The sequence below is a fragment of the Halioglobus maricola genome (assembly GCF_009388985.1).
Lineage (GTDB): Bacteria > Pseudomonadota > Gammaproteobacteria > Pseudomonadales > Halieaceae > Halioglobus > Halioglobus maricola.
In genome coordinates this window covers 634,822-656,834 of the sequence record NZ_CP036422.1, presented here as the reverse complement: position 1 = coordinate 656,834, position 22,013 = coordinate 634,822, and the positions used below count along the sequence as shown (strand labels likewise).

19 protein-coding genes are annotated in these 22,013 nt (G+C 61.4%); 7 read left to right on the top strand and 12 right to left on the bottom strand.

Going from position 1 to position 22,013, the window contains the following annotated elements; genetic code table 11:
- Window positions 1-56 precede the first annotated feature (56 nt).
- The 10 genes from EY643_RS02860 to glyA all read right to left on the bottom strand — a co-directional run bounded on the left by EY643_RS02860 (window position 57) and on the right by glyA (window position 7,826).
- Window positions 57-707 carry a retropepsin-like aspartic protease family protein gene (locus EY643_RS02860; protein ID WP_152660788.1) on the bottom strand — a complete coding sequence of 217 codons (651 nt, stop codon included), beginning with the start codon at window positions 705-707 and terminating at the stop codon, window positions 57-59.
- On the bottom strand, window positions 704-1,171 hold the full coding sequence (locus tag EY643_RS02855) for a phosphatidylglycerophosphatase A family protein (protein ID WP_152660787.1): 468 nt from the start codon (window positions 1,169-1,171) through the stop codon (window positions 704-706). The genes EY643_RS02860 and EY643_RS02855 overlap by 4 nt, the downstream gene beginning before the upstream one ends.
- Window positions 1,172-1,174: 3 nt before the next feature.
- Window positions 1,175-2,089 (bottom strand): thiamine-phosphate kinase, encoded by a 915-nt coding sequence (thiL, locus tag EY643_RS02850; protein ID WP_152660786.1) that lies wholly within the window; start codon window positions 2,087-2,089, stop codon window positions 1,175-1,177.
- Window positions 2,090-2,103: 14 nt separating this feature from the next.
- Window positions 2,104-2,562 (bottom strand): transcription antitermination factor NusB, encoded by a 459-nt coding sequence (nusB, locus tag EY643_RS02845; protein WP_152660785.1) that lies wholly within the window; start codon window positions 2,560-2,562, stop codon window positions 2,104-2,106.
- Window positions 2,563-3,036 (bottom strand): 6,7-dimethyl-8-ribityllumazine synthase, encoded by a 474-nt coding sequence (ribH, locus tag EY643_RS02840; RefSeq protein ID WP_152660784.1) that lies wholly within the window; start codon window positions 3,034-3,036, stop codon window positions 2,563-2,565.
- 33 nt (window positions 3,037-3,069) lie between these two features.
- Window positions 3,070-4,176, bottom strand: a complete 1,107-nt coding sequence (gene ribB, locus EY643_RS02835) for a 3,4-dihydroxy-2-butanone-4-phosphate synthase (protein ID WP_152660783.1) — start codon at window positions 4,174-4,176, stop codon at window positions 3,070-3,072.
- Window positions 4,176-4,835 carry a riboflavin synthase gene (locus EY643_RS02830; RefSeq protein WP_152660782.1) on the bottom strand — a complete coding sequence of 220 codons (660 nt, stop codon included), beginning with the start codon at window positions 4,833-4,835 and terminating at the stop codon, window positions 4,176-4,178. Before EY643_RS02830 ends, ribB begins: the two co-directional genes overlap by 1 nt.
- Before the next feature lie 38 nt (window positions 4,836-4,873).
- Window positions 4,874-5,986: a bifunctional diaminohydroxyphosphoribosylaminopyrimidine deaminase/5-amino-6-(5-phosphoribosylamino)uracil reductase RibD gene (gene ribD, locus EY643_RS02825; protein WP_152660781.1), complete on the bottom strand. Its 1,113-nt coding sequence runs from the start codon at window positions 5,984-5,986 to the stop codon at window positions 4,874-4,876.
- A 19-nt stretch (window positions 5,987-6,005) separates the two neighbouring features.
- The gene (gene nrdR, locus EY643_RS02820) at window positions 6,006-6,479 is read right to left on the bottom strand and encodes a transcriptional regulator NrdR (protein ID WP_152660780.1); all 474 of its coding nucleotides are present in this window, start codon (window positions 6,477-6,479) and stop codon (window positions 6,006-6,008) included.
- A gap of 84 nt (window positions 6,480-6,563) precedes the next feature.
- Window positions 6,564-7,826 (bottom strand): serine hydroxymethyltransferase, encoded by a 1,263-nt coding sequence (glyA, locus tag EY643_RS02815; protein ID WP_152660779.1) that lies wholly within the window; start codon window positions 7,824-7,826, stop codon window positions 6,564-6,566.
- Window positions 7,827-8,034: 208 nt separating this feature from the next.
- On the opposite strand from glyA, the gene EY643_RS02810 reads away from it, so the two are divergent.
- The 6 genes from EY643_RS02810 (at window position 8,035) to ettA (ending at window position 19,056) form a co-directional block, all read left to right on the top strand.
- Window positions 8,035-9,483: a circularly permuted type 2 ATP-grasp protein gene (locus tag EY643_RS02810; protein WP_152660778.1), complete on the top strand. Its 1,449-nt coding sequence runs from the start codon at window positions 8,035-8,037 to the stop codon at window positions 9,481-9,483.
- Window positions 9,480-10,418: an alpha-E domain-containing protein gene (locus EY643_RS02805; RefSeq protein WP_152660777.1), complete on the top strand. Its 939-nt coding sequence runs from the start codon at window positions 9,480-9,482 to the stop codon at window positions 10,416-10,418. The genes EY643_RS02810 and EY643_RS02805 overlap by 4 nt, the downstream gene beginning before the upstream one ends.
- A gap of 28 nt (window positions 10,419-10,446) precedes the next feature.
- Window positions 10,447-13,800, top strand: a complete 3,354-nt coding sequence (locus EY643_RS02800) for a transglutaminase family protein (RefSeq protein WP_152660776.1) — start codon at window positions 10,447-10,449, stop codon at window positions 13,798-13,800.
- Between the two features lie 70 nt (window positions 13,801-13,870).
- Entirely contained in the window at window positions 13,871-16,453 is a 2,583-nt protein-coding gene (locus EY643_RS02795) for a circularly permuted type 2 ATP-grasp protein (RefSeq protein ID WP_152660775.1), read from the top strand.
- On the top strand, window positions 16,453-17,340 hold the full coding sequence (locus tag EY643_RS02790; protein WP_152660774.1) for a transglutaminase family protein: 888 nt from the start codon (window positions 16,453-16,455) through the stop codon (window positions 17,338-17,340). Before EY643_RS02795 ends, EY643_RS02790 begins: the two co-directional genes overlap by 1 nt.
- Window positions 17,341-17,391: 51 nt before the next feature.
- Window positions 17,392-19,056, top strand: a complete 1,665-nt coding sequence (ettA, locus tag EY643_RS02785) for an energy-dependent translational throttle protein EttA (protein ID WP_152660773.1) — start codon at window positions 17,392-17,394, stop codon at window positions 19,054-19,056.
- 9 nt (window positions 19,057-19,065) lie between these two features.
- Here the strand turns inward: ettA and EY643_RS02780 are convergent, their stop codons facing one another.
- Window positions 19,066-20,094, bottom strand: coding sequence for a beta-propeller fold lactonase family protein (locus tag EY643_RS02780; RefSeq protein ID WP_152660772.1), 1,029 nt, complete (start codon window positions 20,092-20,094; stop codon window positions 19,066-19,068).
- Window positions 20,095-20,233: 139 nt separating this feature from the next.
- Between EY643_RS02780 and EY643_RS02775 the strand changes: the two genes are divergently transcribed.
- Complete coding sequence (locus EY643_RS02775; RefSeq protein ID WP_152660771.1) at window positions 20,234-20,593, top strand: PilZ domain-containing protein; 360 nt, start codon at window positions 20,234-20,236, stop codon at window positions 20,591-20,593.
- A gap of 22 nt (window positions 20,594-20,615) precedes the next feature.
- On the opposite strand, the gene radA is transcribed toward EY643_RS02775, so the two are convergent.
- Complete coding sequence (gene radA, locus EY643_RS02770; RefSeq protein WP_152660770.1) at window positions 20,616-21,998, bottom strand: DNA repair protein RadA; 1,383 nt, start codon at window positions 21,996-21,998, stop codon at window positions 20,616-20,618.
- Window positions 21,999-22,013: the final 15 nt, after the last annotated feature.

Sequence of the window (22,013 nt, the reverse complement as noted above, 5' to 3'; positions counted from 1 at the left end):
TCCGTGCAAAAGGGCGCGTATTCTAACAGGTTTGGGGCGGGCCGCGCGAGGGGGGCTCAGGGACCTTTGGTGAGAGTCATAACTCCCTGTTTTTCCTCGATTTTCACGTGCCGCAACCAGGTCATCCCTAGCAGCACAGTAGACGGCTTATCACCCTCCAGGACCGCGGCCTCGACGTTATTCACCTTGATGTTGCCCACGGTGACAGCATTGAGTTTCACCAGATAAGCGCGCACATTGCCGCTCGCGGTTTCGACCTGGGTTGGCGTGCCGTCCTCGGCACGCACGCCGAGACGACGGGCTTCGCCGAGGTTCATGGCGATCACATTGGCACCGGTGTCCACCAGCACCTCGGCCTGGCGGCCGTTAATCATCGCCGCAGTGCGATATTGCAGCGCAGGGTTGATCGGGATAGTAACGATCTGCTCAACGGGGGCCTGATAGTTAGCGCCCACTTTTCGAGAGAGCCCTACGACTGTCTCGTTTCCATCCACTTCAAGCGCTGCAGTTCGGGAATACACAGAGATCAGCGTGACACCTTTGAAGGTCTGGCCCACCTTGAGCATCTTGCGCTCACCGTCGATGGTGACAACAGCAGCGTTGGGCGGCATCAGGCCTTCGACTTCAATCTGGGGCGCGGCCGCTGCGACGACTGATGCCAGCAGTATGAGGAAACTCAGGATAAAGCTGGAAGGGCGCAGGCTCATAGCAGCCACAGTACCAAATGCAGCACACCGCAGGCCATCACCCCGGCAACGATATCGTCGATCATGATGCCTAAACCACCGTCCACGCGCTTATCCAACCAACCGATCGGCCAGGGTTTGGCGATATCGAAAACACGGAAAGCCACAAAGCCGGCCAGCATCCAGACCCAGTCTGCGGGGAGCGCCCACATGGTGACCCAGTAACCGACGAACTCGTCCCAGACAATACCCGGGTGGTCGTGCACTCCGAGCTGTTTGCTGGCTTTGTCACAAATCCAGATCCCGACGATGAACGTGACTACCACCACGGCGGAATACAGCCCGAGGCCGAGATGCGAGATGAGCCAATACAGGGGCACCGCCGCCACGGTGCCAAAGGTGCCAGGCGCCTTTGGCGCCAGGCCGGAGCCGAAGCCAAAGGCCAGGAACTGGATGGGATTACTTAATCGAATTGGCTCGGACATAGGCTAAAAGTGCTGGTAACCGGCGTCGGTGTCAACATCAACATCCAATTGCACACCCTGCCCTGACACGACCTCGCCAATTCGGGTGCATCCCTCCGGCGCAGATTCGCCTGCTGGCAATGTGAAACACAGCTCGTAATCATCGCCACCGGTAAGCGCCCACCGCAGAGCACGATCACCAGCGCCGCCCAGCGCGGCAGAGAGCGGTATTGCGCCGGCAGTGAGCGTGATACCGACACCGCCAGCAGCGGCAATGTGCCCGGCATCGGCGAGCAATCCATCCGAAATATCAATAGCGGCTGTGGCCCGGCCCAACAGCTGCTGCCCCAACTCAAGTCTCGCCCGGGGGCGCTCATAGCGTTCCACCAGATAGGCGGCGGCATCAGGCTCGGGGCGCCACTCGTCCTGCAGAATCGCCAGGCCGGCTGCCGCATCGCCGAGCTGACCGGACACATAGACGCCGTCGCCCACCTGGGCACCGTCGCGCAACAACGCCTCGCCCGCAGGCAAGGCACCCAGCACGTTCACGCTGATGGTGAGAGGGCCACGGGTGGTATCGCCGCCCACAAGGGGCAAGCCATAGAGGGACACTGTCTCGGCCACACCTTCGCTGAAGCTGTGCACCCAGAAGTCGTCGGCCTGAGGTAGCGTGAGGGCGATCGTCATGCCTATGGGTCGCGCGCCCATGGCCGCGAGGTCAGAGGCTGCAGTAGAGACGGCACGAAAACCGATGATCTCCGGGAACATGTCCGGCAGGAAATGAACCCCTTCCACCATCGTGTCCACCGAGGTGACCAGGCGTTCGCCGGGTTCGAGTTTCAGAATGGCGCAGTCGTCGCCGACCGACAGATCAACCGCCGGGCCCGCGCCCAGCGAGGCGAAGTGGCGATAGATCAGGTCAAATTCGGTAGAAGGCATGTAAGCCCGGGGGCTCAGGCGCTGGTTTCGGCCTGGCGCAGTTCGCGCGCGGCTTTATCCAGCACGCCGTTGATGTACTTGTGGCTCTCGCTGGCGCCGAACTTCTTGGCCAGGGCCACGGCTTCGTTGATCGCTACCTTGTAGGGCACATCAATCCGCTCTTTCAGCTCCCAGACGCCCATCCGCAGCAGTGTACGCTCAATGGGGTCGAGGTCATCGATACCGCGGTCCAACAGGGGTTGGAAAATTTCTTCCAGCTCATCGACGCAGGTAGGCACGCCGTGCAGCACCGCCTGGAAATACTCCAGATCGACATGGGAGAAATCGTAGTCGGCGCGAAACTCTGCCTCGATCGCGTTGAGCGGAGCACTGGCCATGTACCACTGGTACAGCCCCTGCATCGCATAGTGACGGGCCTTGCGGCGCTCGGCCGCCAGCGTGTTGTGGGACCCTTTTGAGGTATTGGCGCTCATTTAGTCGAGCTTACCCATCAGGCTCACCATCTCAATCGCAGACATCGCGGCTTCTTCACCCTTGTTGCCAGCCTTGGTGCCAGCACGCTCAACGGCCTGCTCGATGGTGTCCACGGTGAGAACACCGAAGGAGACCGGCACGGCATGTTCCATGCTCACCATGGCCAGGCCCTTGGTGCATTCGCCCGCCACATATTCGAAGTGAGGCGTACCGCCGCGGATGACCGCGCCGAGAGCGATGATGGCATCGGTCTTGCCCTTGGCAGCGATCTGCTTGCACACTAGCGGAATTTCAAATGCGCCGGGTGCGCGCACAATGGTGATCTGGTTTTTGCTGACACCGTGGCGGCGCAGGCAATCCAGCGCGCCTTCCAGCAGGTGCTCTACCACGAAGCTGTTCCAGCGCCCGACCACGATCGTGTAGTCGCCTTTACCGCCAGTGAAATCGCCTTCTATGGTTTTAATATCGTTCATCTTGGTTTCCCTGTTCCTTCAATTAGCTTTCGATTAGCCTTCGGGGCTGACAAAATCCAGCACTTCAAGGTCGAAACCCGAGAGCGCATTGTACTTGATTGGCGCGCCCATCAAATGGATTTTTCCCACACCCAGATCGCGCAGGATCTGGCTGCCAAGGCCGACCGTTGTGTAAATTGCGTCGCTGTTCTGGGCGCTTCGCTCGCCGCCCAACACCAGGTCGACACTATCCAGCAGTTGCTCAGGGCCCTCGTCCTTGGAGAGCAGGACGATAACGCCCTTGCCTGCAGCGGCAACGGCCTGCATACAGCGGCCCATGCTCCAGCTCGGCTGGCCTTCTATTTCACTGCCCACGAGATCGCGCAGGGCCGACTGCACATGGACCCGCACCAGGGTGGGTTCGGCAGCCGAAATATCTCCCTTGAACAGCGCCAGGTGTACGTCACTGGTGGTCTGGTCGCGATAGGCGGCGAGATTGAATTCACCGTGTGCGGTATTCACCTTGCCTTCGCGCACCTTGCGAATAGTGCGCTCGTTGACCATCCGAAAATGGATCAGGTCGGCTACGGTGCCGATTTTCAGGCCGTGCTGTTCTGCAAACTGCGCCAGCGCCGGGCCGTCAGCCAGAGTCCCTTCATCGGTGAGAATATCGGCGATCACCGCTGCGGGTAATAGCCCGGCCAGGCGCGCGTAATCACATCCTGCCTCAGTGTGTCCGGCGCGGGTCAGGACACCGCCAGCCACCGCTTCCAGGGGAAAGATGTGGCCCGGCTGGACAATGTCCGAGGGCACCGCATGAGGCGCTACTGCAGCATGTACGGTGCGCGCGCGGTCGCCGGCAGAAATACCGGTATCGATGCCCACTGTCGCTTCGATCGACAGGGTGAAGTTCGACTTCTCACCCATGGCGTCGTCTACCATGGGCGGCAAGTCCAGCTGACGGCAGCGTTCCTCGGTGAGAGTCAGGCAGACAAGACCACGAGCCTTGCGCGCCATGAAGTTCACTTGATCTGCATCCACGTGCTCGGCAGCGACCATCACCACGCCTTCGTTATGGCTGTCGGCATCGTCGTCGAGCAGCACAATCATGCGGCCCTGGCGAAGGTCTGAGATCAGTTCGTCTACGGTGTTTACTTGCATTATTTCAGGAATCCATTTTCAGCCAGGGTCGACATCGACAGGGTGCCAGCGCCAGGCTTGGCGGCGGCCTCCCCTTGCATCAGGCGTTCCAGATAGCGGGCAATGACATCCACTTCCAGGTTCACCCGGGTGCCAGGCTGGTAATCAACAAACACTGTCTCCGCCATTGTCTGGGGGATAATGTTCAGGTCAAATTCTGCGCCATTGACGGCATTCACCGTCAGGCTGGTGCCATCCACAGTGATACTGCCCTTGTGCGCAATGTACTTTGCCAGATCGTCAGGGGCCCGCAGCACAAAGCGGATCGAGCGCGCATCTTCATGCAGGCTCACCACTTCGCCCACGCCGTCCACATGGCCACTCACAATATGGCCACCGAGGCGGCTGGCCGGGGTCAGGGCCTTCTCCAGGTTCACTTTGGAGCCGGGCTTCAAGTCACCCAGCGTGGTGAAATTGAGGCTCTCTACCGACACGTCAGCCCAATAACCGTCGCCGGGAAGCTCGATCACAGTGAGGCATGCGCCGTTGGTGCATATGCTGTCGCCAAGCTGCACATCGCCAAGGTCCAGTTTGCCGGTATCGATGCGCAGGCGCAGATCCCCCCCGGAGGGTTGCATGGCGGCGACTTCGCCAACGGCCTGGATAATGCCTGTAAACATGGTGTGTCCTGTGTTTGGTAACGAGCGCGGCCGCGAGTTCAGCCCGGTACGGCTGTAATTCGCCAGTCGCGGCCAACCGCGCGAATGTCTTCTATCAGCAGCGGCACTTTCTGGGCCATTCGGTCCAGCGGTAATTGCAGGAGTGGCATGGCGCTACTGCCCATCAGGGTGGGCGCCATATAGATGATCAATTCATCCAGCAGCCCCAGCTGGAGCATGGCCCCGGCCAAATGGGGGCCAGATTCTACCAGAATTTCGTTCGATTGCCGCGCGGTCAAAAAGTCGAGCATGGCAAGCAGGTCCAGGCCACTCCCGGCACGATCCAGCGGCAGGCGGTCCACCCCCGCGGCAATCAGTTCGGCGGTGGGCTCAACCTGCGTGTCATGGCACAGCAATGTCGGCGCACTGCCGTCGAGAACTTTGGCCCCAGGCGGAGTGCGCAGCTGCGAATCGAGCACGACACGCAAAGGCTGGCGACGCGCCGCCAGCGCGGCTTCGGCCGGCGGTAAATTGAGCGCCTGCTCGCGCACAGTGAGGGAGCAGTCGTCGCCGAGCACCGTTCCTACCCCGGTCACAATAGCGCAGCTCATAGCCCGCAGGCGCTGCACATCAGCACGCGCCTCTGGGCCGGTGATCCACTGACTCTCGCCGGACGCCATCGCTGTGCGGCCGTCCACAGACATGGCAAGCTTGGCCCGCACACGCCCGCGACCAGTGCGCATCCGGGCAATAAAACCCGGGATCATCGCCTCCGCCTCGGCCTGCAACAAGCCGCACTCTACCTCGACCCCGGCAGCCAGCAATTTCTCCAGCCCATTGCCGCCGACGATCGGGTTCGGGTCCTGCATGGCAACGACCACCCGGCTGACGCCTGCGGCGATCAGCGCATCTGCGCAGGGGCCGGTTTTACCCTGATGAGAACAGGGCTCGAGGGTGACATAGGCTGTGGTGCCCTGCGCATTTCCCGCCGCCTCCAGCGCCTGGATCTCGGCATGGTTGCCGCCGGCAGGTTGGGTAAAACCTTCCCCGACGATCTCCCCATCGCGCACCAGCACACAACCCACATGGGGGTTGGGCATGGCGCTGTAACGGCCCTTGCGCGCCAATCGCAGCGCGCGGGACATCATGCGGGTATCAAATTCAGTGGTCATAGTAGAGAGAGGGGCTTATTCAGCCCGCGCTGTCGTCGCCGGGCTCTGCCTGCAGGTCTTCGATGGCATCCTTGAACTCTGACAGGTCTTCGAAACTGCGGTAGACGGACGCGAAGCGGACATAGGCAACTTTGTCGAGCTTCTTCAGGTTGTCCATCACCAACTCGCCCAGCACCAGCGACTTCACTTCGCGTTCGCCAGTGGCGCGCAGCGCATTCTTGATCTTGTTGATCACGGCCTCGATATCTTCCACCGATACCGGGCGTTTTTCCAGAGCCCGGGTAAAGCCTGCCCGCAGCTTGTCTTCATTAAACGGCTCGCGGCTGCCGTCCTGCTTGATCACCCGGGGCATCACCAACTCGGCCACCTCATAGGTGGTGAAACGTTCAGCGCAGCTCAGGCACTCGCGGCGGCGACGCACCTGGTCCCCCTCGGCAACGAGGCGTGAGTCGATAACCTTGGTGTCTTCAGCGGCGCAAAATGGGCAGTGCATGGGTTAACCCCCGGTGGCTAAGTGGCTGAACTTTAACATAAAAAAGGCCGCTTCAGCGGCCTTTTTCACACCCTGGTAAAGCGCTTACTTGTAGACCGGGAACCGGCTACAAATCTCCAGCACCTTGCCTTTTACGTCCTCAATCACCTGCTCGGAGTTGCCGTTTTCCAGCGACTCCAGTACATCGCACATCCAGTGGGTCAGCTGCACGGTTTCTTCCTCGCCAAAACCGCGAGTGGTGATGGCAGGCGTTCCCACGCGCAGGCCGGAGGTAATGAAGGGCGAACGGGGGTCGTTGGGCACCGCATTCTTGTTCACGGTGATATTGGCTGCGCCCAGAGCGGCATCCGCGTCCTTGCCGGTGTACTCCTTGCCGATCAGATCCACCAGCATCAGGTGGTTCTCGGTGCCACCGGAAACAATATTAATGCCGCGCTCGATAAAGGTTGCTGCCATGGCTTTGGCGTTCACCACGACCTGCTTCTGGTACTCCACAAACTCCGGGCTGGCGGCTTCCTTGAAGGATACGGCCTTGGCCGCGATCACGTGCATCAGCGGTCCGCCCTGGCCACCGGGGAATACAGCGGAGTTGAATTTCTTTTCCAGCTCCTCGTTGGCCTTGGCGAGGATGATGCCGCCGCGAGGGCCGCGCAGGGTCTTGTGCGTGGTAGATGTGACTACGTCGGCGTAGGGCACCGGGTTGGGATAGACGCCGGCGGCGATCAGGCCAGCCACATGAGCCATATCGACCATCAGGTAGGCGCCGACTTTATCCGCGATCTCGCGGAACCGCGCCCAGTCCATAACCTGGGAGTAGGCAGAGAAGCCGGCAATGATCATTTTTGGCTTATGCTCCAACGCCAGGGCTTCTACCTGGTCGTAATCCACCTCACCGGTGTCCGCATTCAGTCCATACTGAATGGCGTTGTAGTTTTTACCGGAGAAGTTAGGCTTGGCACCGTGTGTCAGGTGTCCGCCGTCGGCCAGACTCATGCCGAGGATGGTGTCGCCGGGCTGAACCAGGGCCAGGAATACCGCGGAGTTAGCTTGCGAACCCGAGTGCGGCTGCACATTGGCGTAGTCGGCGCCAAACAGGGCCTTGACCCGCTCGATGGCGAGATCTTCAGCTTTGTCGACATACTCACAGCCACCGTAATAGCGCTTACCTGGGTAGCCTTCAGCGTACTTGTTCGTCAGCACAGTACCCTGCGCCGCGATGACCCGGGGGCTGGTGTAGTTTTCAGAAGCAATCAGCTCGATGTGCTCTTCCTGGCGGCGCTCCTCTTCACCAATGGCGGCAAAGATCTCGTCGTCAAAACCCTCAATGGTCATGTTGCTGTCAAACATGCGTGTCTCCCGCAAAAAATATGGTGGGGTGGCCCCGATTGGAAAGGCGCGCATTTTAACGAAAAAGGCGCAGTTACAGAAGGAGGTATGACCAAAAATTGGTCTGCTTAGATGAAGGTCCAATTGCGCCTTGCAAAGCTTTCGTCTATATCCTTAGGAGTGGCGCGGCGTTTGCATGCCTCGGCTAGACCAATAACTGCGGGGACACATGAACAAGAGCTGGAAATCCTACAACACCGGCCCATTTTTTGACGAATTGATCACTGACGCTGGCAAACCGCGAGTGGCAGCCCGCAGGGCCGTCAATCTCCTGCAGAAACTCAGCCGCGACGAGATGGAAGCGCGCCGCAACGCCGCTGAACTGGCGATCCGCGACATGGGTATCTCATTCACTATCTACTCCGAAGGCCAGAACATCGACCGAGCCTGGCCATTCGACATCATCCCGCGGGTGATTGGCGGCCGTGACTGGAGCAGAGTGAGCCAGGGCCTTGCCCAGCGCACCAGAGCCCTCAACGCTTTTATTGACGACATTTACAACAAGCAACGCATCCTCAAGGACGGCATTGTCCCAGCCGAAATCGTTCTGGACTCCGGCAATTACAAGCCCCAATGCGCAGGCATCTCGCCCCGTTTTGGTGCATGGGCCCATGTCTGCGGCACCGATCTGGTACGTGACAAGGATGGCAAGTTCTACGTGCTGGAGGACAACCTGCGGGTACCGTCCGGAGTCTCCTACATGCTGGAGAACCGGGAGATCACCAAGCGCGTACTCCCCGAACTGTTTGAGAACTACAGCATCCAGCCGGTGGATGACTACCCCGCCCAGCTGTATCGCACTCTGGCCTCACTGAGCCCGAGGGAGCGCAAACGCCCCTGCATCGTGGTGCTCACTCCCGGCATCTACAACTCGGCCTACTTCGAGCACTCCTTCCTCGCACGGGGCATGGGCGCGGAACTCGTCGAGGGCTCCGACCTGTTCGTCGACGACAATGACGTGCTGTACATGCGCACGGTGGACGGCCCCGAACGTGTGGATGTGGTCTATCGCCGAATCGACGACGACTTTCTCGACCCGGAGGCCTTTGACGCCAACTCCATCCTGGGGGTGCCGGGCATCATGCGCGCCTGGAAGAAAGGCAACGTAGCCATCGCCAACGCCCCGGGCGCCGGTGTCGCCGACGACAAGGTGGTGTACGCTTTCGTGCCCGACATGATTCGCTACTACCTGAAGGAAGAGCCCAGTATTGCCTCGGTGAAAACCTACCTTTGCATGATCGAGAAAGAGCGCGACTACGTGCTGGCCAACCTCGACAAACTGGTGGTCAAGCCCGCCAACGAATCCGGCGGCTACGGCCTGATGGTGGGCCCTCACTCCACCGCCAAACAGCGCAAGACGTTCGCCAGGCTGATCGAGGAGAACCCACGTAACTATATCGCCCAGCCGACCCTGTCGCTCTCTACCGCTCCCACTTATTGCGGCAATACCGTAGAGCCGCGCCATCTGGACCTGCGCCCCTTCATTCTTTCCGGCAAGGACACCTGGGTTACCCCCGGCGGCCTCACCCGGGTAGCCATGGTGAAAGGTTCGCTGGTGGTCAACTCCTCCCAGGGTGGCGGCAGCAAAGACACCTGGATCGTGGAGGGCTCGAAATGAGATTACTCTCTCGCGTCGCGGAGCGCCTGTACTGGATGGCTCGTTATCTGGAGCGGGCGGAAGACACTTCCCGGCTGCTGCGCTCCCACACCCACATGATCATGGACATTCCAGAGGGCTCGGAGCCGGGCTGGGAAGTGTTGCTGAAAACCTTTAACGCCGACACAGCTTTTGCCGAGCGCTACCGGGTGGCCAACGAAACCAATGTGCTGCGTTTCCTGATGGCCGAGCCGGACAACTCAGGCAGCATCGCCAGCGCTGTGCAGGCTGCGCGGGAGAACGTGCGCACCACCCGCGACGTGTTGCCCGCCGAAGTCTGGGAACACGTCAACGAACTCTATCTCTACACCCGGGAGAACGCCGACAAGTGTGTCGGCCGACGCAACCGCCACGGCTTCCTGGAGCAGGTGATCGGCCGCTGCCAGATGATCAATGGCCTGATGATGACCACGCTATGCCGTGACCACAGCTATCGGTTTATCCGTATCGGCAACCTGCTGGAGCGGGCCGATATGACCACGCGCGTGCTCGATGCCGGCGTGGGGTCACTGATGAACGAAGAGCGCAACCCCAGCACCGCGGATCCGCTTATATGGGCTAGCGTGCTGGACTCCCTTTCAGCCCACGAAACCTACCGGCGCACGATCGGCCCACTGGTGGAGCGGCCAGAAGTGGTAGACTTCATCTTTCGCGACGGCAGCCTACCCCGCTCGCTTAAATTCTGCCTCGGCGGTATTCGCGAGGACCTGGCGCCACTGCAGAACAGCCGCCAGGCACTCAAGATTATCGACCGTTCAAGGCGCAGCCTGGCACGGTTTGATCCGCACTCGGCAGGCCGACACGACACGCACAGATTCATCGACAAATTCCAGGGAAACCTGCTGGAGCTCGGTGCCGAGATCAGCAGCACCTGGTTCCACAGCGAAACCGATTGAAACTCACCGCCGGAGCGGTAACTAAACAATGACTATCCGTGTAGCCATTAACCACCGTACGTCCTACAAATTTGACCGGGCGGTGAACATGTCGCCGCACACCGTGCGCCTGCGCCCGGCGCCGCACTCGCGCACGCCGATCCACAGCTACAGCCTGAACATCAAGCCGGAAGAGCACTTCATCAACTGGCAACAGGACGCCTTTGGCAACTACCTGGCCAGGCTGGTATTCCCCGAGAAGTGCACCGAGTTCGAAGTGGATGTGGAAGTGATCGCCGACATGACGGTGATCAACCCCTTTGATTTCTTTGTTGAAGAATATGCCGAGAACTATCCCTTCGAGTATCCAGAGCAGCTGAAAAAAGAGCTGCAACCCTACCTGGAAATAGAGGACTTTGGCCCGCTGTTCGATGAGCTGGTAGCCGGGGTCGACCGATCAGAGACCGCGATCAACGACTTTCTGGTGGCGGTGAATCAGGACCTGGAACAAAAGATCGAATATCTGGTGCGCCTCGAGCCCGGGGTACAAACTCCGGAAGAAACCCTGAAACTCGCCAAGGGCTCCTGTCGCGATTCTGCCTGGCTTCTGGCCCAGTTGCTGCGCCACCTCGGCCTGGCCACGCGCTTCGCTTCAGGCTACCTGGTGCAGCTCGAGCCGGACGAAAAATCACTGGACGGCCCCTCCGGTGCAGAAGAGGATTTCACCGACCTGCACGCCTGGTGTGAGGTCTTCCTGCCCGGCGCCGGCTGGGTCGGCATGGACCCAACCTCGGGCCTGTTCGCGAGCGAGGGGCATATTCCTCTCGCCTGCACACCACACCCGGTTTCCGCCGCGCCTATTGTCGGGGCAACCGATGAGTGCGAGGTGGAGTTTGATTTCAGCAACACGGTCACCCGGGTGCTCGAAGACCCTCGCGTCACCAAACCCTATACCGAGGACCAGTGGCAACACATTCTCGCCCTGGGCAAATCCGTGGATGTCCTGTTCGACAACAACGATGTCCGTCTGACCATGGGCGGTGAACCCACCTTCGTGTCGATCGACGACATGGAGTCCGAACAGTGGAACACCGATGCGCTAGGCGCAGACAAACTGAGCCTGGCGAAAACCCTGCTGCTGCGCCTGCGCGACCAGTTCGCACCGCAGGGGCTGCTGCACTACGGCCAGGGCAAGTGGTACCCGGGCGAAGAAGTGCCGCGCTGGGCCCTCGGGGTTTTCTGGCGCAAAGACGGCGAGCCACTGTGGCAGGACAACAGCCTGCTGGCCCGGGTCGACAAGGATTACCAGCGCGACGCGAAGGACGCGATCAAATTTGGCCGCAAGCTATGCGACTTGCTCGGGCTGCCCCGTGGCTGCAGTCAGCCCGCCTACGAGGACGGGCTCTACTACCTGATGCAGGAGCAGAACCTGCCCAAAAACATCGACGTGCTGTCACACAAGGTCGAGAACGACCTGGACCGCCGGCGCCTCGCGCGCCTGATCGAACGCGGTTTCAGTGTGCCAACGGGCCTGGTGCTGCCGCTGGAACGCAACACTGGCTGGCCCATCGCCGAGAAAACCTGGCACTCCAGCCTGTGGCCGATGAAACGGGAGCGCATTACCCTGATTCCGGGCGATTCGCCCATGGGCCTGCGGCTGCCGCTGGCCGACCTGCCGGAGCTGGCGGAGAAAATCGACAGCTACCAGCACCCGCGGGATCCGTTCGAGAAACGCGATGAGCTGACCCCACGCAAGGACATGACCTTCCAGGAGAGCGCTGGCGAAAACGCCGACGAGCCGCTGGAGGAACCGGAGTACGAACAGGTGGTGCGCACCGCCATGTGCATCGAGGCCCGCGACGGCCGGCTGTGCGTATTCATGCCGCCACTGGAATACCTGGAAGACTACGTCGAACTGATAGCCGCGGTGGAGGAAACCGCCAGTGCCCTGAAAATGCCGGTATTGATCGAGGGCTACGAGCCGCCGAAAGACCCGCGCATGCAGAAACTGCTGGTCACCCCCGACCCGGGCGTGATTGAGGTCAATGTTCATCCATCCAACAACTGGGACGAGCTCGTAGCCACCACGACTTCACTTTACGAAGAGGCCCGCCAGTCGCGCCTGTCGACCGAGAAGTTCATGCTGGATGGGCGCCACACCGGCACCGGCGGGGGCAATCACATCACCCTGGGCGGGGCCACGCCTGCAGACAGCCCAATGCTGCGCCGCCCGGACCTGCTGCGCAGCCTGATCACGTTCTGGCAGCACCACCCCAGCCTCAGCTATCTGTTTTCCGGCATGTTCATCGGCCCCACGTCCCAGGCACCGCGTGTCGACGAAGGCCGCGATGAGATGCTCTATGAACTGGAAGTGGCTTTCGCCCAGATGACCGAGGGGGAAGTGCCCCAACCCTGGCTGGTGGATCGCCTGCTGCGCAACCTGCTGATCGACGTGACCGGCAACACCCACCGGGCGGAGTTCTGCATCGACAAGCTCTACTCGCCCGCGGGCCCCGCGGGGCGCCTGGGCATCCTTGAATTCCGCGGTTTCGAAATGCCACCTCATCCACGCATGGCGCTGGTGCAGGCACTACTATTGCGCTGCCTGGTCGCGCGTTTCTGGGACAAGCCCTACCAGGGCCGCCTGGTGCGCTGGGGGACGGAGCTGCACGACCGCTTCATGCTGCCCCATTATCTGTGGGAAGACATGAAGTTCGTGGTCAACGACCTGCGTGAACACGGTTTCGCTTTCGACCTCGACTGGCTGTTGCCGTTCGAGGAATTCCGCTTCCCCCACTACGGCCGGGTCATGCTCGACGGTGTGGAACTGGAACTGCGCTGGGCAGTGGAGCCCTGGCATGTACTGGGAGAGGAAACCACCAGCTTTGGCACCTCACGCTATGTAGATTCGTCCGTGGAGCGCTTGCAGATCCGCTGTACCGGCATGACCGATGGCCGCTACGTGGTGGCCTGTAACGGCCGGCGGGTACCCATGCGCGCAACAGGTGTACACGGCGAATACGTCGGCGGTGTGCGCTACCGGGCCTGGCAGCCGCCCTCGGCACTGCACCCCATGATCGGTGTGCATGTACCACTGACGTTCGATCTGATCGACACCTGGAACGGCCGCTCCCTCGGGGGCTGCAGCTACCATGTCTCCCACCCCGGTGGGCGCAGCTACGATTCCTTCCCGATCAACGCCTTCGAGGCCGAGTCGCGGCGCATCAATCGCTTCGACACCGTCAGCCACACCCAGGGGCCGTTCATTCCCCAGCCCGAGGTTTCAGCGCTGCGCGAGTTCTTCCCCAACGACTCGGTGCCGCGCCCAATGGAGCCGCCACCGGAGGAACCCGCCGGCGAATACCCCTATATTCTCGATATGCGCAGCCCCGCACCGCGCTAGCCCCGGACAGCGGGATTGCGTATATTAACCGGCCGATTTTTCGCCCCCGGCGAACAGGACAAGCCACGCAATGAATTCCAAGCAACCGCCCAGCCCCCAGTCTGGCCAATCGCAGGTACAAACCCTGCATTCGGCCCTGGACTACCCGGCGCCCGGCGGTCTGCTGGATGAGACCCGCGACGCCGATGGCGCGTTAAAGCCCGGCTGGGATTACCTGCTGGGTGCGGTGCGCGACCTCGGGCCCGAGGTCATGCGCAATCGCGAGGAAAAGGCTCGCCGCATCCTCCGCGACGACGGCGCCACCTACAACATATACGGCAAACCCGGCAGTGCCAGTGGCAGCTGGGAGCTGGACCCGGTTCCCTATGTCATCAGCAGCGACGACTGGTCCCAGATCGAAGCGGGCCTGCAGGAACGCTCAGAGCTATTCAACCTGATCCTGCGCGATCTCTATGGGCCACGCACCCTGATCCGCCACGGCGCTCTCCCTCCGGAGGCACTGTTCAACCATGGTGGCTTCCTGCGCGCCTGCCAGGGTATCCAGCTGCCCGGTGATCACGAGCTGATCATGCACGCAGTGGACATGGTGCGCCGGCCGGATGGCTCGATGTGTATCTTGTCCGACCGCACCCAGGCGCCCTCAGGCTCGGGCTATGTGCTGGAAAACCGCACAGTGATGTCGCGGGTTTTCCCCAGCCTGTACCGCGACAGCCATGTGCACCGCATCGCCAGCTTCTACCAGCGGCTGCGCCACAAACTAACCTCACTCTCGCCCTCTGGCGATCTGCCGCGGGTGGCGCTGCTGACACCCGGCGCGCAGAACGAAACCTATTTCGAGCACGCCTACCTCGCCAACTATCTCGGTTTCCCGCTGGTGCAAAGCGGCGACCTGGTCGTGCGCAACGGTTTCCTGTGGATGAAATCCCTGGACGGCTTAAAACGAGTCGACGTGCTGCTGCGCCGGGTCGACGATGTCTACTGCGACCCAGTGGAACTGCGCCCGGATTCGCAACTAGGTGTGCCTGGGCTGCTGGAAATCGTCCGCAGCGGCCGGGTCGTGGTCTGCAATCCGCTCGGCAGTGGCGCACTTGAAAATGCGATTTTGCTGAAATACCTGCCGGGTATTGCCACGCTCCTGCTGGGCCGCGACTTGCGCCTGGATACGGTGAAAACCTATTGGGCCGGCGATGAAGCCGATCTCGCCCATATCACCCGCAACATCGATAAGTTGATTATCAAACACGCCTGGCGCGGCAGTGGCGAGAACAGCGCTTTCGGTGGTGACCTGAGCGACGAGCAGCGCTCCGCCTTGCTGGCGCGCATCCACCACAGCCCGTTCGACTATGTGGCCCAGGAGAAACTCGACAAGTCATTTATCCCGGCCTTCAGCGGCTACAACCTGGAACCGCGACCCACGATACTGCGCACCTTTGCCGTCGCAACAGACAGCTCCTACACCGTCCTGCCCGGCGGCCTGACCCGCATCGGCACTTCCACCGACGGCCAGTTCATCTCCATGCAGGAGGGCAGCCCCTCCAAAGACACCTGGGTGATTGCCTCTGAACCCGAACGCGATGCAGCCGCTCAGGCCAGCATTGACAGCCTGCGCATGGCTCAGGAAACGCCCGTCGATAGCCTGCCCAGCCGGGTAGTTGAAAACCTGTACTGGATGGGCCGCTACGCCGAGCGCGCAGAAGCCTCGATGCGACTGTTGCGAACCGTATTCGTCATGCTCAACGGCGAAGAGCCCATCAGTGGCGATGCCAAGCGCATTCTGCTCGAGACGGTGTCCCAGATTACGTACACCCTCCCCGGCTTTACCGAGGCCACGCCCGAACTGCTTGCCAACCCGGAAGAGGAACTGCTGGCCATTGTCCGCGACGGCAACCGCGTCGGCAGTGTGCGTTCCACCATCAACTCCATGTTGCTGGCAGCAGATGAATCCAAGGAGCTGCTTTCAACCGACACCTTGCGGGTCATCAACGATCTGCGCGACGCCCTGGACAACCTCGACGCCGACCTCGCCGGTGGCCTGGCCTCGGCACCCGAAGAGGCGCTGGACCCGCTGGTAACGTCGCTGGCCGGCCTTTCAGGCCTGACCCAGGAATCCATGATCCGCGGCGTGGGCTGGCGCTTTATGGAAATGGGCAAACGCATCGAACGCGCCCTGCAAACCATCGCCACCATCAAGGGCCTGCTGAGCGAAGTGAGTGGTGAAATGGAGCAGGCGACCCTGCTCACCGCCATGCTCACCTCCATGGAAGTACTGATTACTTACCGCCGGCGCGGACGCCAACATCGCGGACTGGAACTGGGAGCCGAGCTGGTACTGCTGGACCGCACCAACCCGCGCTCACTGCTGTTCCAAATGGAGCGATTACAGGAGCACCTCACAGATTTGCCAAATGCCGACCAGAGCGGCGGCGAACTGGACGAGGAAAACCGCTGCCTGTTGGAAGCAAAGACCGTACTGCAACTAACCCGGGTGCCGCATTTGTTAAAGACATCCGGTACCCGCCGCCCGGAAGTGGAGACACTGATGACCCAGCTGGCCGGGCTGCTGCGAGAGTTCAGCCGCTTTATCAGCGACAAACATTTCGACCATCGCACTGGGCCGCAGCAACTGTTTACCAACACCCGGAGTGACAGCTGATGCGTTACAAGGTTCGCCACACCACGCGCTACAGCTATCCGGCCCGGGTGACATCCTGTTACAACCTGGCCAATGTGCTGCCGCGAGATACTCGCCGCCAGCGCTGCCTGAGCAGCAAGGTGACCGTGTCGCCCACGCCGGCCGTCAGCCGCTCCCGCACCGACTACTTCGGCAACCACGCTTACCAGTTTGAGATCCAGAAGGCCCACCAGGAACTGGTGATTACCGCTGAAAGTGAAATCCAGATTTCAGAGGCGCAGCCAGATCTCAATCTGGACTTCGGCATCTCCTATGCCCAGGCGCTGCATTACATGCGCAATAACCGCTCGCACCATGCGTTGGAAGCGCGCGAGTACCTGCTGAACTCGCCGATGATCGCCGCGACTGAAGAACTGACGAATTACGCCCAGCCCTCTTTCATACCGGACCGTTCCCTGAAATCCTGTGTGGCTGAACTGACCACCCGCATATTCAGCGACTTTACCTACGACCCGGAGTTCTCCACCATCGCCACGCCCCTGAGCGAGGTACTGGAACACAAACGCGGCGTCTGCCAGGACTTCGCCCACCTGCAGGTCGGCTGCCTGCGCGCCGTGGGTATTCCCGCCAAGTACGTGTCTGGTTACATCGAGACGCTACCGGCACCGGGTGAGGAGAAATTGGTGGGCGCAGATGCCACCCACGCCTGGGTTGCCTACTTCTGCCCGGACGAGGGTTGGGTGGAGTTCGACCCCACCAATGACACCGCCGCCCAGACTCAACACATCGTCACCGCCTACGGCCGCGACTTCCTCGATGTCACGCCGGTGAAGGGCGTGATTTTCGGTGGTGGCAGCGCGCCGGCGCTGGACGTTTCGGTAGATGTAAGCCGGGTCAGCGAAGACTAAAAAATCTGCTAGAATTCCCCGTCTCAAAACCTCCCAGAGATTTACCCACCCATGGCCCAATACGTTTACACCATGAACCGTGTCGGCAAGATCGTGCCGCCCAAGAAAGAAATCCTCAAGGATATCTCCCTGTCCTTCTTCCCCGGCGCCAAAATTGGTGTCCTCGGATTGAACGGCGCGGGTAAATCCACCCTGCTGAAAATTATGGCCGGCATCGACACCGACATTATCGGTGAGGCCCGCCCCCAGCCCGACCTCAAGATCGGCTACCTGCCGCAGGAGCCGCAGCTGGACCCGTCCAAGAACGTGCGCGGCAATGTCGAGGAAGGTGTGCAGGAAGCCATCGACGCACTGGCCGGGCTGGAGAAAGTCTACGCCGACTACGCCGAGCCCGACGCCGATTTCGATGCGCTTGCCAAGGCGCAGGCGCGCTTCGAAGACATCATTCAGGCGACTGACGCGCACAACCTCGACCACCGCCTGGAAGTGGCCGCCGACGCCCTGCGCCTGCCGCCGTGGGACGCGGATGTGACCAACCTCTCCGGTGGCGAACGCCGCAGGGTAGCGCTGTGCCGCCTGCTCCTGTCGAACCCCGACATGATTCTGCTGGACGAACCCACCAACCACCTGGACGCAGAGAGTGTGGCCTGGCTGGAGCGCTTCCTTGAAAGCTTCCCCGGCACCGTGGTGGCGATCACCCACGACCGCTACTTCCTCGACAACGCCGCCGGCTGGATTCTGGAACTGGACCGCGGCCGCGGCATCCCCTATGAAGGCAACTACTCCGACTGGCTGGCGGCAAAAGAACAGCGCCTGGAACAGGAAGCTCGCCAGGAAGCGTCCCACCAGAAAGCGATTAAGGCCGAACTGGAATGGGTGCGCCAGAATCCCAAGGGCCGCCAGGCCAAAAGCAAGGCGCGCCTGGCCCGCTTTGACGAATTGCAATCGCAGGAATTCCAGACCCGCAACGAAACCAACGAGATCTACATCCCCCCCGGCCCACGCCTGGGCGATAACGTGATCGAGGTGACCAACCTCAAGAAAGGCTTCGGCGACCGCCTGCTGTTCGATGACGTCAGCTTTGTGGTTCCCCCCGGCTCCATCGTCGGCATCATCGGCGCCAACGGCATGGGTAAATCGACCCTGTTCAATATCATGGCCGGCCACGAAACCCCGGATTCGGGTGAAGTGAAACTGGGTGAGACCGTCAAACTCGGCTATGTAGAGCAGTCGCGGGACGACCTGCAGGGCAACAAAACCGTGTGGGAAGAACTGTCCGACGGCAATGACATCATCCGTATCGGCACCTACGAAGTGCAGTCCCGCTCGTATTGCGGGCGCTTTAACTTCAAGGGTTCAGACCAACAGAAATTTGTGAAGGACCTGTCTGGTGGTGAGCGCAACCGCCTGCACCTGGCCAAGCTGCTCAAACAGGGCGCCAACGTGCTATTGCTGGATGAGCCCACCAACGACCTTGACGTAGAAACCCTGCGCGCCCTCGAGGAGGCCCTGCTGGCCTTCCCCGGTTCCGCCATGGTGATCTCGCACGACCGCTGGTTCCTGGACCGGATCGCCACCCACATCCTCGCCTACGAGGACGATGGCGGCGTGGTGTTCCACGAGGGCAACTTCACCGACTACGAGGAAGACCGCAAGAAGCGCCTGGGCGCCGCAGCGGATCAACCCCATCGCATCAAGTACCGGGCGCTGAAGTAAGCGCTACCCCTACAGGGGTGACCACCCCATCCCATCGGGCTCCAGCCCGGTCTTGACCAGACCCACCCGCTCCTGTGTTGCAGCGTCCCAGACGCTGACAACATGGGAGTTTGTGTGCGCCACGAACAGGCGCTCGCCGTCCCCGGAAAGCTGCACACCAATCGGGATGGAGCTCCCCGGGAGACGATCACCAAACAGGGTCTTGCGGGTGAGATCAGGCGGAATATCAAAATCGATGCGCCACACTTCCTTGCGGCTGGCCACATCGAGAGCCACCAGCGCATCGACCGCAGGCACTGTGACATACACCAGCCCCCGAGCTTCATCTGCCTCCGCACGAATCGGGAACCCGGGCAACGGGAGAGTCGCCAGCAGCGTCAGCTTATCCGTAGCAAACACCGACACCGTGTCCGCCGCTCGATTGGTCACCCAGAGTTCCGCGCCGCCACGGGCCAGGGCGATGCCTTCACTGCCCGCGCCAGAAGCCAGGTCGGTAAGCTTCTTGCCCTGTTCCAGATCGACCGCGGTGGCTGTGCCCGAACCGATATTGGCGGTGTAGACCCGCTGGCCACTGGCATCCAGGGCGAGCATATGGGCCACGTCCTGATCCACCGCGACCGTGCTCTCAAGCGCCATGGCATCCACGTTCACCACCAGCACACTCGCTATGCCTTCAGCGGTGACAACGGCCCGGCTGTTGTCGAGCCATTCCACCCCGTGGGGCATGCTGCCTGCCGGCAGCGGTAGCGTGCCCAACACCTTGCGTTCGGGGATATCAATGATGGTCAGGGTGTCGCCCGGACCCGCGCCCGTGCCATAGTCGGTGACAATCGCCCGGCGGCCATCCGGTGACACACCAACCTCGTGCGGGCCGGCGCCAGTGGCGAGCGTGGCCACTACCTCCGCTTGCGGCAGTTCAAACAGCGTGACGCTGGCCTCGCTCTTGTTGGCCACCAACAGGGTCTGCGCCAAGCTGGGGCCAGCAACGAGCGTGGCCGCGAGCGCGAGCGGCAGAATCAGGCGTGGCAAGAAGGGCATTGGCAACTCCAGGATTGTTGTAGACTCGCCCTATTCGACCCTAAAACCCCCGCCGAGGTCCAGCGATAGGCACGGGGCTTTGCCACATCGCCGGAGGGCGCTATAGTGCGCTTACGAACCGCATAACAAGAGTTACAGCATGAGCGACATTCGCACCGAGCGACGCACTTTCACCCGCGTTGCGATCGACCTACCGGTAGAAGTACATCAGGGGGGCAGCATGTGGCCCCAGCGCACCATCGACATTTCCCTCAGCGGAGTTTCCACGGACCAACCCGACCTCTGGGACGCTCAGTACAACGAGCCCTTCACCCTGGTGATCAAGCTGGCTGACGGTACCGATCTTGAGCTTCACGCCTACCTGCAACACGTTGAGTCTGAACGACTGGGCTTCTCCATGCAGCACGTCGATCGCGAGAACATAGAACCCTTGCGAGCGCTGCTGGAACAGCACATGGACATCACCACACTGCAGGAAGAGTTGACCCGGCTGGACTAGTATTCAGGCGCTTGTCTTACCGCTAGTCTACGGCGTCCAACGCCTCAGACAGCTTGCTGACGGCAACAACCTGCATCCCGGGAATCTCACCCTTGGGCGCGTTTGCCTTTGGCACAATCGCCCGCTTGAAGCCGTGCTTGGCCGCCTCTGACAGACGCTCCTGGCCGGATGGCACGGGGCGGATTTCCCCGGACAGCCCCACCTCACCAAAGATCACCATATCCCGCGGCAGCTGTCGGTCGCGGTAGCTGGATACGATCGCCAGTAGCAAGGCCAGGTCTGCACTGGTTTCCAGCACTTTCACCCCGCCGACAACGTTGGCAAAGACGTCCTGATCACCCACCTGCAGGCCGCCGTGGCGATGCAGCACCGCCAACAACATGGCCAGACGGTTCTGCTCCAGGCCCACCGCTACGCGCCGCGGATGGCCCAGCTGGCTGTCGTCGACCAGCGCCTGGATCTCCACCAGTAGCGGCCGCGTGCCCTCCCACACAACGATTACCGCACTGCCAGAGGATGGCTCACTATCGCGGTCGAGAAAAATAGCGGACGGGTTTTTGACCTCGCGCATCCCCTGCTCGGTCATGGCGAATACGCCCAGTTCATTCACTGCGCCGAAGCGGTTCTTCTGCCCCCGCAGTGTGCGGAAGCGGGAATCGTGGGTGCCCTCCAGCAGGATGGAGCAGTCGATCATGTGCTCAAGCACCTTGGGGCCCGCCAGCGAGCCGTCCTTGGTGACGTGGCCCACCAGAAACAACACGGTGCCGGTCTGCTTGGCAAAACGAGTGAGGTAGGCTGCGCACTCACGTACCTGCGACACACTCCCCGGGGCCGAGGCGATCTCTGCGGTGTGCACCACCTGGATGGAGTCAATCACCAGCACCTTCGGCTTGAATTCCTCGGCGGCGGCCACCAGCGTCTCGACATTGGTCTCGGACATCAGCCGCAGCTTGTCGGTGGGCAGGCCAAGCCGCTTGGCCCGCATGGCCACCTGCTGCAGAGATTCCTCGCCCGTGATGTAGAGCGCCTCCATGCTCTGCGCCAGGTGGCACATGGTCTGCAGCAGGAGCGTGCTCTTGCCCGCGCCCGGATGGCCACCCACCAGCACCGCCGAGCCTGGCACCAGGCCACCGCCCAGCACCCGGTCGAACTCCTCGGCGCCGGAGCTGAATCGGGGCAGGTCGTTGAGGTCGATATCTTTAAGGACCTGGGCGCTGGCCAGGGCGCCGGCGAAGCCCGCCCGGCTCGCGGTGCGACCCGCACCAGCGCGGCCCGACCCCTTGGCGGGCCCCAGTTTGATCTCGGTGATCGAGTTCCACTCGCCGCAATCGGCGCATTGGCCTTGCCACTTGGCGTAATCAGAGCCACATTCGTTGCAGACGAAGGCTGTTTTTTGTTTGGCCATTGGTGCCTCAGGTTC